General features: G+C 62.5%; 2 protein-coding genes. Both read left to right on the forward strand.

Features of this window, described 5'->3' with window-relative positions:
* The coding region (locus EN914_RS32600) for an MFS transporter (protein WP_127389552.1) at positions 1-545 on the forward strand (545 nt) is incomplete at its 5' end.
* A 195-nt stretch (positions 546-740) separates the two neighbouring features.
* Positions 741-2,300, forward strand: a complete 1,560-nt coding sequence (locus tag EN914_RS32605; RefSeq protein ID WP_407067827.1) for an alkaline phosphatase D family protein — start codon at positions 741-743, stop codon at positions 2,298-2,300.
* Positions 2,301-2,303 lie beyond the last annotated feature (3 nt).

The raw sequence follows: 2,303 nt of genomic DNA on the forward strand, positions 1-2,303 counted from the left end.
TCTGCGGCTTCACCACCAACGGGCTGGTCGGCACGCATCTGATCGCGTTTTGCGGCGACATGGGCATTGGCGAGGTGCAGGCCGCCGGCCTGCTGTCGATGATGGGCATTTTCGATCTGATCGGCACGACATTGTCGGGCTGGCTCACCGACCGTTTCGACCCGCGCAAGCTGCTCGGCGTCTATTACGGCATCCGCGGCCTGTCGCTGATCTACCTGCCCTATTCCGGCTTCTCAGCGACCAGCCTGATCATCTTCGCCGTGCTCTACGGTCTCGACTGGATCGCCACCGTGCCGCCGACTCTGAGGCTCGCTAATGAGGCGTTCGGCGATCGCAGTGGGCCGATCGTGTTCGGCTGGATCGTCGCCGGCCACCAGATCGGTGCGGCGACCGCCGCCGCCTTCGGTGGCACCATGCGCGAGTTGCAGGGCAATTACGAACTGGCCTTCCTGATCGCCGGCATGACGGCAATAGCCGCTGCCTGTATCTCGCTGCTGATCAACACCAGCAAGCCGGCATTCGAGCCGGAGCCGCAGGCGGCGTAGGGAGAGGCGCTACCGGTCAAGCTGCGATCTCCCCCACACGGAGGAAGATCGGCAGCTTCGCCGTCCGCGCAAACGCCCACCCGCCTGTTGATCGTCAGAAAAACTTCATGATCCCGAGATGTCCCTGAAACATTGACGCTGGATTTTGGTGGCACCGTTCAAGCCATCCAGGAGACAGCCGTGAACAAGCTTTCGATGACTCGCCGTGCTTTCGTCACCTCCGCCAGCGCCGTTGGCCTGGCTGGCGTCTCGAGCCTGGCGCTGCCCTACTATTCGCGCGCCAGTCAGCGGCCGGCCTTCACCCATGGCGTCCAGTCCGGCGATGTCGACGCCACCAGCGGCATGGTGTGGACGCGCACCGATCGCCCGTCGCGCGTCATGTTCGAAGTGTCGTCGACGGAGAACTTCGCCACTGCGACACGCCTGGCGTCGCTCGATACGTCGCCGGCCAGCGACTACACCGTCAAGCGGCTGCTCACCGACCTCGCTTCGGACCAGGATATCTTCTATCGCATGACGGCAGCCGATCTCGCCGACATCAACGCCGTTTCCGAGCCGATCACCGGGCGCTTCAGGACGGCGCCGGCCTCGAAGCGCGACATCCGCTTTGCCTGGTCGGGCGACACCGCCGGCCAGGGCTGGGGCATCGATGAGACCGGCATGAAGACCTACGCCACGATCGGCAAGCACACGCCCGACTTCTTCCTTCATTCGGGCGACACCATCTATGCCGACGGCGCCATGAAGGACGAGGTCGACCTGCCCGGCGGCGGCAAGTGGAAGAACGTCGTGCTGATCGACGGCAAGCGCAAGGTTGCCGAGACGCTGGACGAATACCGGGACCAGTGGAAATACAACATGATGGACAGGAACGTGCTCGGTCTCAGCGCCATCTGCCCGACTTTCTACCAGTGGGATGACCATGAAGTCCTGAACAACTGGTCGGATTCGAAGGATCTCAGCGCCGACAGCCGCTATACGGAAAAATCCATCCACGTGCTGGCGGCCCGTGCGGCGCGGGCTTTCCACGAGATGACGACGATCCGCTACGAACCTTCCGAGCCCGGCCGCGTGTATCGCAAGATCGCCTACGGGCCGCTGCTCGACGTGTTCTTCCTCGACATGCGCTCCTATCGCGGCCCCAATGGTCCCGACATGCAGGATGAGATGACGCCGCAATCGCGCATGCTCGGCGAACAGCAGACGAAATGGCTGAAGCGCGAACTGGCGAATTCGAAGGCGACCTGGAAAATCATCGCCGCCGACATGCCGCTCGGCCTCGTCGTCTGGGACGACGGCACCAAGAAGGTTGGTGCCGAAGCAGTCAGCAATGGCGACAATGGCTTGCCAAAAGGGCGTGAGCTCGAGATCGCCGACCTGCTGCGCTTCATCAAGAATGCCGGCATCAGCAACACCGTCTGGCTCACCGCCGACGTGCATTACACGGCCGCGCATTATTACAACCCGGACAAGGCGCAGTTCCAGGATTTCAATCCGTTCTGGGAATTCGTTTCGGGTCCGATCCATGCCGGAACATTCGGGCCGAACGATTTCGACATGACGTTCGGTCCGGAGCTGAAGTTCATCAAGGCGCCGACCGCCGAACAGGGACAGAACCTGCCGCCCTCGGCAGGTCTGCAATTCTTCGGGCTGGTCGATATTTCAGGCGCCAGCGAGCAGATGACGGTGCGGCTGATGGATCGCGACGACAATGAACTCTACAAGGTGACGCTCGACCCGGTACGGTCGGCATAAGCG

Source organism: Mesorhizobium sp. M7A.F.Ca.CA.001.08.2.1 (assembly GCF_003998455.1).
In the GTDB taxonomy this organism is placed as follows: domain Bacteria; phylum Pseudomonadota; class Alphaproteobacteria; order Rhizobiales; family Rhizobiaceae; genus Mesorhizobium; species Mesorhizobium ciceri.

What these genes read in the sequence shown, in the direction of transcription:
- EN914_RS32605 (WP_407067827.1), top strand. Translation starts at nt 741, where the DNA reads ATGACTCGCCGTGCTTTCGTCACCTCCGCCAGCGCCGTTGGCCTGGCT.